Here is a 13,497-nt window from a genome sequence, read left to right as displayed (position 1 = left end):
TCTACTTTCATTATTAAATAGAAAATGGTACTTTCGCGCACGATATTTTCGTCAACTTACAATGCAAAAGCTTTTTACAGAAGTTTGGCATTAAAATTTTGACACATCAACTAACAAAAACCTTTTAAAGGTTTAAAATTTTAAATACACATGGCAGTTTTAAATAAAATTAGACAAAAAACATTTGTTCTTATAATTGTTATTGCTTTAGCATTATTCGCTTTTATATTATCAAGCCTTTTTGATAACAGAGATGCGCTTTTTAATAAATCACAGCATATTGTGGCTACTATTAACGGGAAAGATATTACGCGTAATGACTTTTTACAAAAGGTAGAAGCGGCACAACGCCAAATGGGACCAGATGCTACCAACACGCAAGTAATGAATATGGTGTGGAACCGCGAGTTGAGAGAGTCTGTATTATCTTCCGAATATGAAAAATTAGGGATTTCAGTAGAGAAAGATCAAATGCGCGATTTGTTAAAAACAGCCTTAGCTGGAAGCCCGGAGTTTTTAAATGAAGCTGGCTTGTTTGATGAAGGAAAGTTAAACGAATACATCGCAAATTTAAAGAACACGTCTGCCGAAGCTTATGCTGGTTGGGTAAACTATGAAAAACAAGTTGCTGCGAATGCATTGCAACAAAACTATTTCAATCTTGTTAAAGCTGGTTTGGTGGGTACCCTTTCCGAAGGGGAATTAGAGCATAAGCTTGAAGGGAATAAAGTAGATATCAAGTTTGTGCAAATTCCTTACAGCACTATTGCAGATAGTACAATAGCTGTCAGTAAATCTGATATTGCCGCATATATCAAAGCACATAAAAATGAGTTTGAAGTTGAGGCTTCCCGAGATATTAAATATGTTGAGTTTAAAGAAGAAGCCACGGTTGCTGATGAAAATGCACTAAAAGCTGTTTTGGAAGGTTTTAAAACTGGTAAAACGGAATACAATCAATCTAGTGGAACTACAGATACTATAAAACCTTTTTCAGAGGTGAAAAATAACGAAAGCTATATTAATTTAATAGCAGATTCAGATGTACCGTTTGAAGATCGGTTTGTGTTTAAATCTAGCTTGCCTAAAGAATTTGCCGATGATATCTATAACTTAAATGAAGGCGAAGTTTTTGGGCCTTATAAAGATAATGGTTTCTATAAGTTGTCAAAAGTTATCGAGACCAAGCAAATTCCAGATTCTGCAAAAGTAAGACACATTTTAATTCCTTTTATAGGAGCTGCTAGTGCGGGACCTGATGTAACCAGAACTGAAGAGCAAGCAAAATCATTGTCGGATAGTTTATTAAGTGTGCTTAAAAGAAACACATCCAAGTTTCCTGAATTTGTAACAGAGTTTTCTTCAGATCAAGGAAGTGTGGCAAAAGGCGGGCGTTACGATTGGCATCCTTACGGCACTATGGTACCAGAATTCAATGATTTTGAATTTGAAGGTAAAGAAGGCGATTTAGGAGTTGTTAAAACAGATTTCGGATTTCATATTATTGAAGTTGAAGGGCAAAAGAATAAAAGTAAAGCAATTAAATTAGGAACGATTGCTAGAAAAATAGAGCCTTCTGAGGAAACGATCAATGCCATATTTAGAGATGCTTCCAATTTTGAAATCTCTGCTGCGAATAAAGATTTTGAAGCGGTTGCAAAAGAAAAGAACTTAAATGTGCGTCCGGTTAATGGTATTAAAGCCTTAGACGAAACAATCCCCGGTATTGGGAGTCAAAGACAAATAGTGCGTTGGGCGTTTGAAGATGAAACGGAAGTTGGGGATATAAAACGCTATACCATTCCTAATGGTTATGCCATTGTACAATTGGTTGCAAAACATAAAGAAGGCTTAATGTCTGTTGAAGATGCTTCTGCAACAGTATTACCAAAAATAAGAAAAGAGCGTAAAGCTGAACTCATAAAATCACGTATTACAGCATCCACATTAGAAGAGGTAGCTGCTGCTGAAAATGTTACGGTAAGAACTGCACCGGCAATAAACATGAAAAACCCAACAATTTCCGGAGGCGGTAGAGAGCCATTGGTGGTTGGAGCTGCATTTGCTTTAAAAGAAGGCGAAACTTCAAAATTAATTGCAGGAAATAATGGGGTATATATGGTGCAAGTTACTAAAGTGACACCAGCGGTAGAATTGGATAATTACCAGGCCGCAGCCAATAGAATAGAACAACAAAAATCAAGCATTGTAAACTCTAAACTTTACGAGGCTTTAAAAGAAGCTGCAGAAATTGAAGATAATAGAGCTGAGCTTCAAATTCAATAGTAAAAATAAAAAACTAACTCAATTTAAAAGCCTCAGTTTTACTGGGGCTTTTGCTTTTTATGAAATGTTTTAACACAACAGTTTTCCTTTAAAAAGAGGGGGTTAAGGGGTGTGTCTATTAAAGGATGTGCATATTTAAGGAAAATAAATTTACACCTCCCTTACTCCCTCCTTATTAGGAGGGAAACTCATGCCTTTAAAAAAGCTTATACTTCATATTATTCCACAACAGTTTCCCCTCTAAAAAGAGGGGATTAAGGGGTGTGTCTTTAAGTGATTCTATATTTAGGTAATGTGGAAAAAAATGGTTGGTGGTTTTGTTGAAAATATTTTTTAATAAATATTAACGAACTATTTTTACAACACCATATCACAATAAGCAATCACAGTATCAAAACCTTTACCCTTAAAATAAGCCGTAGGATCTACCTCAGAACACGCCAAAATAAAATCCCCGCCCCAAGCACCTAAACTTTTCATAGCGCCTTCAAAATCATTAAAGTAAAGTGATTTTACCGTATCCTGTTTTGTGAGTTTTGAAATAATAGTTTCGTGTTGCGTTATTAATTTTTGGAACTCGTTTAAGCTTTCACATGAAATGAGTTGTTTTGTAATCGCATCAATTTCAGAAATAACAGGTTTTAAATCGGTTTTTATCGCTTTGTAATGCGCAATGCCATCGCGACTGTTTTGCTTTTTATTCAGATACACAAAATAAAGGTGTTCTTTAAAAACAGGATTAAAATCAACAACATTAACAGTTGGTTTGCCTTTTTCTAAACGATACGTTATAGGTTCATTGTTTCGAGCGCAAGCGATATCATAACCGCTACCTCCAAAGGTTTGTCTTAAAAGGAGATAGGGGTCAATATCAAGCCATTGCGCAATGTTATTTATTAAGGTTGACGAACTGCCCAGTCCCCAATGTCTTGGGAATTCTAATTTAGAACTTAATTTGAACCCCTTTCCTAATATTTTTTTTCCTTCTTCATCATCATAATCATCAAGATATTCGTTAAAAAAATCCCTGTTTAATCTTGATGCATTAAACAGTATTTTAAGGAGTGTTTTAGAAATTTCACCGTCATGGGTCTCCATATTTGTTTCATAAATAAAAGGAAAAGCAATTTCCTCGAATATATACTCGTGTTCAAACCAGACAGCATTTTTTTCATCAAAACTTTGCCAAATTAGTTGTCTTTCGTCAATATTATCAACAGTTAAAGATTGTCCGTATTTTGTTGGAACTGCAAGAGATAATGCGCCATCAAGCACCACGTATTCTCCAGTTAATAATAATTTCCCGTTACTTCTAAACTTTTTCAATGCCCTTGATTTTTGAGTAAAACTTTGCGCCCCTTGCCTGGCCGACAGGTTTGCGCGAAACATTCTTTTTTTACTTTCGTAACTTATTTAAAGCGGCAACAACAGCAACATGTGTCACGGTATTCGTTTTAAAATGTTCTGTCAACGTTAGTTTTTCAGCATCATTCGCTTCAAACTGATTTAATATATTCATCAAGTGCATTTTCATATGTCCCTGTTGGATCCCCGTGGTTATCAACGAACGCAACGCTGCAAAATTTTGAGCTAAACCGGCAACAGCAACAATTTGCATCAATTCTTTGGCAGAAGGCTTGTGCAATAGTTCCAAAGATAATTTAACCAAAGGATGCAAACCTGTAAGTCCGCCAACAGTCCCTAAAGCCAACGGAATTTCCATCCAAAACCTAAAAACATCATCGTTTATTTCGGCATGAGACAAACTACTATACCGACCGTTTCTAGATGCGTACGCATGTACACCCGCTTCAACAGCCCTAAAATCATTTCCAGTAGCCAAAACAACTGCATCGATCCCGTTCATAATGCCTTTATTGTGCGTGACCGCACGAAAAGGCTCAACCTCTGCAATTTTTATAGCTTGAACAAATTTGTTCGCAAATTCTTGAGCAGATATATTCTTGTTTTCAGTCAAATCTTCAACAGGACAACTTACCTCTACTTTTACCAAACATTCAGGCACATAGTTAGAAAGTATGCTCATCACTATTTCTATATGCCGTTCTTCATCTGAAAACCCTTCAAAATTTAAGGCTTCACGTTTAAACGTTGTCGCAAACTGCTCTAAACATGAATTTATAAAATTCGCGCCCATAGCGTTCAGGGTTTCAAAAGACGCGTGCAATTGATAGTAGCCTTTTAGATCTTCAGTTTTATTCCGAAGTTCAATATCAAGAATACCGCCACCACGTTTTTCCATGTTCTCGGTTAGAGATTTGGCATCTTCAATAAGTTTGGACGTTACGGTATTAAAAAACCGCTCTAAGACATCAAATTCGCCATGAAACATAAAATGGACCTGCCCTACTTTTTTGGTGGAGATTACTTCAGCTTTAAAACCACCTCTATCCAGCCAAAATTTAGCCGATTTACTAGCGGCAGCAACCACCGAGCTTTCCTCGATTGCCATTGGAATTGTATGCATTTTGCCATTAATAAGAAAATTAGGCGCAACACCCAAAGGGAGATAGTAATTGCTAATGGTATTCTCAATAAACTCGTCATGCAATTGCTGTAATTTCCCATCGGTATGCCAATACTGCTTTAAAACCTGTTTGGCATCGGTTGTATTTGAGAAATAGGTATCAACAATCCAATCAATTTTTTCAGATTTAGAGAGTTTAGAAAAACCAGAAATCGTTTTGCCCATAATAGCATTCTTTTAAAATGCAAAGATACTACACTTGGTCTGAAAATTGAACTGCTATAAAAAAGACGTTATTTAAGTGTTAATAGTTTCGTTTAATTACATAATTTTTAGTAAACTTGACAACTCTTTATTAAATAAGTAGTTTTTTCGACAAAACATCTCTAATTTGTAATATTATTTCAATAAAATGGACAGAAGTGGAAGTTGAAACTAAACATTAATAAGACAGATTTAGTCGTATGAAATACTTAAAATTCTCCCTTTGTGTTTGTTTTTTTATCTGTTTTTCAATTACAGCGCAAACCAAAGAAATTACTTTAGAAGATATCTGGAGTGGTGCTTTTAGAACCGAAGGCATGGATGTATTACATTCCATGAAAGACGGGCAGCGTTATTCGGTATTCAATTTTGATAGGGCTTCCCGTTCTACTTCAGTTGATATTTATGATTATAAAACTTTAAAAAAGGTTGAAACTTTAGTGAGTTCTGCTCAACTTGATGCATTACCTTATTTTACGGATTATATATTTAGTGATGATGAACGTCAAGTGATTTTGGCAACTAACGAAGCGTCCATTTACCGTCGTTCTAAATTAGGCAATTATTATATTTATGATGTTCATGATGCCTCTTTAACGCTGATTTCTGAGGAAAAAATTCAAGAACCCACATTTTCCCCAGATGGAAAGAAAATTGCTTTTGCTTTCAATAATAATTTATATGTAAAGGATTTAACTTCAAATGAAATCAATCAAATCACTTTTGATGGTGAAAAAAATAAAATTATAAATGGAATTACAGATTGGGTCTATGAAGAAGAATTTGCTTTTGTAAGGGCTTTTGAATGGAATGCCGATAGTAATAAAATAGCCTTTATAAAATTTGATGAAACCAACGTGCCAGAGTTTTCTATGGATATTTATGGACAAGGTTTATACCAAACGCAGCAAGTGTTTAAATATCCAAAAGCGGGAGAGCCAAACTCTTTAGTATCGCTTCATATTTATAATTTAGAAAATGATAAGCTTACAGATGTCAAGGTTGATAAAGGGTATGACGAATTTTATATTCCGAGGATAAAGTGGACCAATAATCCTGATATTCTAAGTGCTCATTTTATGAACCGTAAACAAAACGAATTAGATGTATGGTTTGTGAATGCTGAAAATAATAGCTCTAGTTTGGTGCTTTCAGAAACAGATAAAGCCTATATTGAAATTACTGATTATTTAACCTTTTTAGAAGATAATAGTTTTATTTGGACAAGTGAAAAAGATGGTTACAATCATATTTACCATTATTCTAAAACGGGTAAATTAATAAACCAAGTTACAAAAGGGAATTGGGAAGTGACTGATTATTATGGCTACGATGCAAAGAATAATAGGATTTTCTATCAATCTACCGAAAATGGTTCCATAAATAGAGCTGTTTATAGTATAAAATTAAATGGTAGAAATAAAACAAGATTAACAAAAAGCGATGGCACAAACGCAGCAGAGTTTAGTGCAGATTTCTCTTATTTTATAAATACATTTTCAAGCGCATCTACGCCTACTGAATATACGTTGCATAATGCTTCCTCTGGAGATTTAATTAAAAGTATCAAGGATAATGATAAATTATCTCAAAAACTTTCAGATTATAAAACCTCAAAAAAAGAGTTTAGTACTATTCATGTAAATGGAAACGACTTAAATATGTGGATGATAAAACCAGCGAATTTTGATGCATCAAAAAAACATCCTTTACTTATGTTTCAATATTCGGGAGCAGGACGCCAAAAAGTTGTGAATAGTTGGAATACAAGTAATGATTATTGGTTTTATTATTTGGCGAGTAAAGGCTATATAATTGTGTGTACAGATGGCCGTGGAACACCACATAATGGTGCTGAATTTAAAAAAGCTATTTATGGTCAATTGGGAAAATATGAAGTCGAAGACCAAATTGCAGTTGCTAAAAAACTAAGAGCAGAACCTTTTATTGATGCTAGTAGAATAGGTATTTGGGGGTGGAGTTTTGGGGGTTTTACAAGTAGTAATTGCTTGTTTCAAGCAAATGACGTTTTTAAAATGGCAATTGCAGTAGCACCAGTAACAAGCTGGCGTTTTTATGATTCTATTTATACTGAGCGTTTTTTAGGAATGCCTCAAGAAAACCCAAGTGGATACGATGATAATTCGCCAATAAGCCATGTCGAAAAACTAAAAGGAGATTATCTTTTGATTCATGGTTCGGCCGATGATAATGTACATGTGCAAAACACCATGCGTTTAGTAGAGGCTTTAGTGCAAGCTGATAAGCAGTTCGAATGGGCGATCTATCCAGATAAAAACCATAGTATTTATGGCGGCAATACAAGGCTTCATTTATATAAAAAAATGACAAACTTTATGCATCAAACGCTCGGGGATAAAATTCAGCAACCTAAAGAAATTAAAAAGGTTGAATAAAACATAATAGACAACTAACTAATCATCAAATTTTATGGCAAATTCTATTACTGCAAAGCAAAAAGAACTATTTGGACACCCAGTAGGCTTATATGTTCTGTTTTTTACTGAAATGTGGGAGCGTTTTTCCTATTATGGAATGCGCGCAATTTTGGTATTATATCTAGTTCAAGCTACTTCGGATGCTAATCCTGGGCTAGGATGGACTAATGGAGAGGCCTTAGCACTTTATGGTTGGTACACCATGTTGGTTTATGTAGCATCAATTCCTGGAGGTTGGATTGCTGATAAATTTTTAGGACAAAAAAAATCGGTATTATATGGCGGGATTCTTTTGGTTGCTGGACATAGTGTTTTGGCAATAGAGGAAATGTGGGCTTTTTATACTGGCTTAGGGTTGATTATAGCAGGGGTTGGGATGTTAAAACCAAACATATCAACTATGGTTGGGGGCTTATACAAACAAGGGGATATACGTAGAGATAAAGGATTTACAATTTTCTATATTGGAATAAACGTTGGCGCTTTTTTATCTAGTTTGATAGTAGGTACCGTAGGAGAAGTATATGGATGGCATTATGGCTTCGGTTTAGCAGGAATAGGAATGGCGTTAGGGTTAATTCAATATGTGTTAGGTCAAAAACATTTAAAGCATGTTGGCAATTTTTTAGGTGCATCGATTGATAAAGAAGAAAAAGCTGCAATGAATAAACCGTTGACCAAAGTAGAAAAGGATAGGGTTGTGGTTTTATTTATATCCTTTTTATTGGTAATTGTTTTTTGGGGAGCATTTGAACAAGCTGGGGGATTAATGAATATTTATGCTTCGGAAAAAACAAATAGACTGTTATCTTTTTCTTTACCATTTATAGGGAATGAAATTCCAGCGTCTTGGTTTCAGTCTTTAAATGCAATGTTTATTATCTTTTTAGGCACAAGTGTTGCTGCCTATTGGGCGCGTAGAAAATTAAGAGGAAAGGTGGCCACATCATTATTTAAAATGATAGTTGGTTTGATAATAATGGGCACAGGATTCTTTTTTATGACAGCTGCTGCAGGACAATATGAAAGCAATGGGGCATCTGCAATGTATTGGTTAGTATTGGCTTATTTATTTCATACGATTGGAGAATTATGTATTTCTCCAGTAGCCTTGTCATATATCACAAAATTAGCACCCTTAAAATATGCTTCTTTAATGATGGGTGTATATTTTGCAATGACTGGTTTTGGTAATAAATTGGCTGGTTTGCTTGGTGAAGCTTCTGAAAGTTTGGGTGAATACACCATATTTACAGGAATTGCGGTTTTTTGTGTCCTTTTCGGGATTCTGGTCATGATCTTTAGAAAGAAATTGGAGACCTTGACACATGGAGCTGAGGATAATGAAAGAACAATGAACGAGGAGGCTGAAGGCTTCGAATTAGCAGATAACTAATACTGGAAATTATGATAGAAAACTCAACTGACCAATTTTTTAAAGATAAAGTTTTAGGGCATCCTTCGGGTTTATTCGTTCTGTTTTTTACAGAGATGTGGGAGCGTTTTTCATATTACGGTATGCGCGCCATATTGGTAATATTTCTAACAGGATCGCTTTTGGGTGATAACCCGGGGTGGGAATGGAGTTCGTCAGCTGCATTGTCGCTTTTAGGAACTTATGCCATGCTGGTTTATTTAACACCATTATTAGGCGGATGGTTAGCAGATAATAAAATTGGCTATCGAATGGCTGTGGTTATAGGCGCACTTCTTATGACAATAGGGCACGCCTCCATGGCAATTGAAACACCTACCTTTTTGTATATAGGTATAGCCTTTTTAATCATTGGGAACGGTTTTTTTAAGCCAAATATGACTTCCATTATTTCTAAAATGTATGAGGGGCATGATGAAAAGAAAGATGGCGCCTATAATATTTTTTATATGGGCGTAAATGCAGGTGCCTTTATAGGTATTATGCTTTGTGGATGGGTTGGTGAAAAAATTGGTTGGAGTTTTGGTTTTGGATTAGCCGGTGTTTTTATGCTATTGGGGATGCTTCAGTTTTATTTTGCGCAACCACTTTTTGGGAATCTTGGAGACAAACCAATTAAAGTTAAAGAAGAAATAGAAATTGAAGACGTATCAAATAATACCAATAAAACAACAGTTAAGCTTAATCATTTTTCATTACTGGATTATATATTAATTGGCATATTTACGGTATCAGCAATTGTTTTTATAATTAATGATCCGCTTAGTAAAATTGGCGATATTCAAACTTTTAATTTTACGATTGCTGGATTAACTGATTCTTTGTTTTTTGCGCTTTTAGCGGCCATTACATTTGTTCTGCTTTTAATAATTAGGATTCCAAGATATGCGGCCATTGAACGTGATAGAATGATTGCGTTTTCAGTTTTTTGTATTTTCACAATCTTTTTCTGGGCAGCTTTTGAGCAAGCAGCAGGATCTCTACCAATATATACTAGAGATTTCACAAATAGGGTTTTAGAAGGTAATGCTGCTACTATTTTTAAGATAGTAGATTTGATTGTTACCATAGTGCCTCTAGGGGTTATTACTTATGTTTTGTTAAGTTTATTCAGAAAGACTTTTAATAGAATTAGATTATCTAATATTATTTTAGGGTTTAGTTTTGTTATTGTATGGGTAATTGTGTTGTACAAAGTATATATTGAGTTTCAATCTACAGAAACCGAAGTACCAATAACATGGTTTGCCATACTAAATTCATTGTTTATTATCATATTTGCGCCATTATTTACAAAATGGTGGGATAGTAAATACAATCCGCCAGCATCAGTAAAGTATTTTCTAGGACTTTTACTACTAGGACTTGGTTTTGGTTTTTTAGCTTTTGGAGCTAAAGATGTTGTTCTGGGAGCTCAAACGGCAAGTTTAAGTATGGCGTGGTTAGTATTTGCATACTTATTCCACACACTTGGCGAAATGTGCTTGTCTCCAATGGGATTATCTTATTTGAGTAAATTAGTTCCAAGTCGAATGATAGCTTTTATGTTTGGGGTTTATTACTTAGCCATAGCTATTGGTAACAAACTTGCGCATTATGTAGGTGGAGATATTGAAAAAATCACGGAAGAACATGGTCTTTCTTTTTTCTTTTTGATTTTTACGCTTATACCTATTGGTTTAGGGATTGTTTCTTTGCTTCTACATCCGTTGCTAAAAAAACTAATGCACGGTGTACGTTAATCGAAAAAAGCGTTAAAAAATATCCAAAAAACTCTTGTTTAGAAGCTTTTTTTGTAAGTTCGGCATATCATTTGCAACAAATAAGTTATGAAAAAAATTGTATTTATAGTCACAATCGCGCTACTAACATCGGTTAGTGGTATCGCTCAGGAAATAAAATGGGTAACTTTAGATGAGGCTTTAGCGCTTCAAAAAAAGAACCCAAAGAAAATTATGATGGATGTTTACACTGTTTGGTGTGGGCCATGTAAAATGTTGGATAAAAACACGTTTCAAAATCCAGATGTAGCCGAATATGTAAATAAAAACTATTACGCTGTTAAGTTTAATGGCGAAGGCAATGATGTGGTTAAGTACAAGGATAAATCATTTTCCAATCCTAACTATGACCCTGCAAAAGCTAATAGGCGCAATTCAGCACATCAATTAGCTCGGTATCTACAAGTAAGTGCTTATCCAACTGTAGTGTTTTTTGATGAAAAGGCTGATGTGATTGCTCCTATTCGTGGATATCGAAAACCAACTGAGTTTGAGATATATTTAAAACTCTTTAAAAATGATGACCATAAAGTGATTAAAACCCAAGAAGAGTTTAGCAAATATTGTAAAGCTTTTAAACATGAATTTAAAAGTTAAAATATAAGGTTGCATACAATTGGAATTTAATACTCAATAATAAACGCTCCCTTTTTACCGGTTTGGTGAAAAGGGAGTTTTCTTTTTGCGCAAATGGCACTCCAGTTTTCAACATAAGATTTATAATTACTACCATCTGCAATAATCTGTTTTGGCTGTATGGAATCAATCAATCTATTTAAGTTTATTTTGGGCGATTGTCTTAAAAGCACATAATTTGGATTAAATTGTTTTAAATTATAAAGTCCTAAACTATCTACAATTAACAGCTTCTTATTGTTTAAAATGTAAACCGGTTTAATACTTTCTTTCTCAACACCTTCAATATTATTTAGAACCTGATAATTTCTAACAATATTGTTTTTTGATGCTGTAATGCTATCAAAATCACTTGCAGTTACAATAGTGTTATTAATGGTGTTTCCAATCAAACTATATCTACTTTTATGAAATACAATAAACTGCTTATTTGGTTTAGAATAGTTAGTATAAATAACTGCACATTGTACAACAATTATAGCCACCAGAAACCATCTTAAGTTTCTATAGTTCCTTCTAAAGAACACTTTAAAAAATGAAATAATCAACGTATAAAACACTAAAACGTATAAAAAACTAAACGGAATATCCTTAAACAAAAAAGATTCCTGATGGGATACCCATCCCACAAAATCATTCATATAACCAATGATACTTCCAAAAATTGAAGCTAATACATTAGGAAGGATATTTAAAACAGCCAGTAAAATAACAAGAATCCCTAACCCAAGTATCATCCCTAAAAGAGGGATAATTACTAAATTGGAAATAAAAAATAATCCAGGAAACTGATGGAAATAAAAGAGACTTATAGGGATAATCCCAAACTGTGCAGCAATAGTTATAGTAAGCGTATGCCAGTATTTGTCTAATAACCAATTTTTTGGTCGCCAAAGTTTGTAGAGAATTGGGTCAATAATTACAATAGCAAAAACAGCCAGATAACTCAATTGAAAACCAACATCAAATAAAAACATCGGTTTAAACAGTAACAAGACCAATATTGAAATTGCCAAGGTATTGTATATGTTGGTCGGTCGTTTAAGGTTCATGCCAATAGCAACAATACTAAACATAGTAACCGCACGTGTTACAGATGCTGAAAGCCCCGCGATTACAGCAAAACTCCATAAAAAACTAACCAACACTATGGTTTTTATAAGTCTCCCATGTTTAAGTTTTTCTAGCGGTTTAAATACAATAGTTAAGATGAGGAGAACAATTCCAACATGCAGCCCTGAAACCGCCAAAATATGTATGGCGCCTGCATTGGTGTAGCTATCGTAAACATCTTCGCTTATATCTTGCCGTTGCCCCAATAAAAGCGCATTGATTATTGCGAGTTCATCGGGCTTAAAATCATACTTTTTTAACTTAGAATTTATATGATCTCTTATGGAATTGGCAATTCCGAAAATGGTCGTTTTCTTGGAGTTCGTTTTAAAAATACTGGCGTTGTCAACAAAGAGTTGGTGGTAGATATATTTCTTTTCAAGATAATTTTTGTAATCAAATTGCCCAGGATTTAAAGGGGGATTTAAATCTTTAAATTCAGTTTTAACAACATAGATTTCGTCAACATGTAATGAATGTGAAGTGCTGTCTTTTTTGATGTTTAACAAAGACTTCCCGGAGATTTTATTATTCCCCATTTCAAAAACATCAATAATATATTTATCAGAATAATACCCGGGTTTTAAAACTTCTCTAATACGGAATGTTATAGTCTGAATGGTGTCTTTTTTAGAATCTAAATTGTGTAAATAATGGTTAGTGAAATTCTTTTCATTATGAAGGTTTACGGTTAATATGCCGATACTCACCATGGTTAAAAAAGCAATCGATCCAAACCAAATAGACTGAGTAAACTGTTTTTTTGAAACAAATAATAAGATTGATAAGAGCGTTAATAATACTGAGGATGTCGCAATTGAAATATTCAGATCAATCAAAATAAAACTCCCCATGACGATGCCTACTATTAAAAAAACGGTAAGCTTTATTATAGAGAAGTTTAGTAGTTTCATGCTATGCTAATATACTAATTTGTCAATTTCAAATATTGAAGACATACATAAAGATGTTTAGTTATTGTCTATTTGGACTGCTTGAGAATGGTTTTAAATTAACTTATATTGTAGAAAAAAC

The 13,497-nt window shown here is 34.1% G+C and carries 8 protein-coding genes; 5 read left to right on the top strand and 3 right to left on the bottom strand.

Annotated features, from left to right (window positions below; translation table 11 throughout):
- Window positions 1–150 precede the first annotated feature (150 nt).
- Window positions 151–2,286, top strand: coding sequence for a peptidylprolyl isomerase (locus tag ABXQ82_RS08170; protein ID WP_367057582.1), 2,136 nt, complete (start codon window positions 151–153; stop codon window positions 2,284–2,286).
- A gap of 357 nt (window positions 2,287–2,643) precedes the next feature.
- Here ABXQ82_RS08170 and ABXQ82_RS08165 read toward each other — a convergent pair whose 3' ends face one another.
- Both ABXQ82_RS08165 and ABXQ82_RS08160 read right to left on the bottom strand, forming a co-directional pair.
- A complete protein-coding gene (locus ABXQ82_RS08165) occupies window positions 2,644–3,612 on the bottom strand; it encodes a GYDIA family GHMP kinase (protein ID WP_367057579.1) in 969 nt (322 codons plus the stop codon).
- 70 nt (window positions 3,613–3,682) lie between these two features.
- The gene (locus tag ABXQ82_RS08160) at window positions 3,683–4,999 is read right to left on the bottom strand and encodes a hydroxymethylglutaryl-CoA reductase, degradative (RefSeq protein ID WP_367057576.1); all 1,317 of its coding nucleotides are present in this window, start codon (window positions 4,997–4,999) and stop codon (window positions 3,683–3,685) included.
- 239 nt (window positions 5,000–5,238) lie between these two features.
- Between ABXQ82_RS08160 and ABXQ82_RS08155 the strand changes: the two genes are divergently transcribed.
- From ABXQ82_RS08155 to ABXQ82_RS08140, 4 genes are all read left to right on the top strand, one after another.
- The gene (locus ABXQ82_RS08155) at window positions 5,239–7,455 is read left to right on the top strand and encodes a S9 family peptidase (protein WP_367057573.1); all 2,217 of its coding nucleotides are present in this window, start codon (window positions 5,239–5,241) and stop codon (window positions 7,453–7,455) included.
- A 34-nt stretch (window positions 7,456–7,489) separates the two neighbouring features.
- The gene (locus tag ABXQ82_RS08150; protein WP_367057570.1) at window positions 7,490–8,893 is read left to right on the top strand and encodes a peptide MFS transporter; all 1,404 of its coding nucleotides are present in this window, start codon (window positions 7,490–7,492) and stop codon (window positions 8,891–8,893) included.
- Window positions 8,894–8,904: 11 nt separating this feature from the next.
- A complete protein-coding gene (locus ABXQ82_RS08145) occupies window positions 8,905–10,674 on the top strand; it encodes a peptide MFS transporter (protein ID WP_367057567.1) in 1,770 nt (589 codons plus the stop codon).
- 87 nt (window positions 10,675–10,761) lie between these two features.
- On the top strand, window positions 10,762–11,310 hold the full coding sequence (locus tag ABXQ82_RS08140) for a thioredoxin fold domain-containing protein (protein WP_367057564.1): 549 nt from the start codon (window positions 10,762–10,764) through the stop codon (window positions 11,308–11,310).
- 26 nt (window positions 11,311–11,336) lie between these two features.
- On the opposite strand, the gene ABXQ82_RS08135 is transcribed toward ABXQ82_RS08140, so the two are convergent.
- Window positions 11,337–13,376, bottom strand: a complete 2,040-nt coding sequence (locus ABXQ82_RS08135) for a ComEC/Rec2 family competence protein (RefSeq protein ID WP_367057561.1) — start codon at window positions 13,374–13,376, stop codon at window positions 11,337–11,339.
- Between the last annotated feature and the right edge of the window lie 121 nt (window positions 13,377–13,497).

The organism is Algibacter sp. 2305UL17-15, assembly GCF_040720935.1.
GTDB lineage: Bacteria > Bacteroidota > Bacteroidia > Flavobacteriales > Flavobacteriaceae > Jejuia.
The sequence above is the reverse complement of the archived record's forward strand: the minus strand, read 5'-3'. Positions and strand labels throughout refer to the sequence as shown.

Bases quoted from the DNA above. Each gene is read 5' to 3' on its own strand.
- ABXQ82_RS08170 (WP_367057582.1), top strand. From the start codon at position 151: ATGGCAGTTTTAAATAAAATTAGACAAAAAACATTTGTTCTTATAATT.
- ABXQ82_RS08160 (WP_367057576.1), bottom strand. From the start codon at position 4,999: ATGGGCAAAACGATTTCTGGTTTTTCTAAACTCTCTAAATCTGAAAAA.
- ABXQ82_RS08155 (WP_367057573.1), top strand. From the start codon at position 5,239: ATGAAATACTTAAAATTCTCCCTTTGTGTTTGTTTTTTTATCTGTTTT.
- ABXQ82_RS08150 (WP_367057570.1), top strand. From the start codon at position 7,490: ATGGCAAATTCTATTACTGCAAAGCAAAAAGAACTATTTGGACACCCA.
- ABXQ82_RS08145 (WP_367057567.1), top strand. From the start codon at position 8,905: ATGATAGAAAACTCAACTGACCAATTTTTTAAAGATAAAGTTTTAGGG.
- ABXQ82_RS08140 (WP_367057564.1), top strand. From the start codon at position 10,762: ATGAAAAAAATTGTATTTATAGTCACAATCGCGCTACTAACATCGGTT.
- ABXQ82_RS08135 (WP_367057561.1), bottom strand. From the start codon at position 13,376: ATGAAACTACTAAACTTCTCTATAATAAAGCTTACCGTTTTTTTAATA.